At 51.4% G+C, this 257-nt stretch carries 1 pseudogene; it reads right to left on the reverse strand.

What is annotated here, in order from left to right:
* Positions 1 to 257, reverse strand: a pseudogene (ytfQ, locus tag SB756_RS32240) (galactofuranose ABC transporter substrate-binding protein YtfQ); the annotation flags it as partial.

The following is a 257-nucleotide window of genomic DNA, read 5'->3' on the forward strand; positions in this document are numbered from 1 at the left end:
TGTCTTTCACATCAATAGAACGATCGAGCAAGAAGACCGGGATTTCGGCATCTTTCGCCTCTTTTAATACCGGTTCCCAACCAGTCGCAACCACCGGAGCGATAAAGATCGCATCCACCCCTTGCGCGACGAAGGAACGTACCGCTTTAATCTGGTTTTCCTGCTTTTGCTGACCATCGGCAATTTTCAGCGTAATTCCGCGTTTTTCGGCCTCACTTTTCGCCACATTGGTTTCTGCGGCGCGCCAGCCAGATTCC

It is taken from the genome of Pseudomonas sp. SIMBA_068 (assembly GCF_046534705.1).
Lineage (GTDB): Bacteria > Pseudomonadota > Gammaproteobacteria > Pseudomonadales > Pseudomonadaceae > Aquipseudomonas > Aquipseudomonas putida.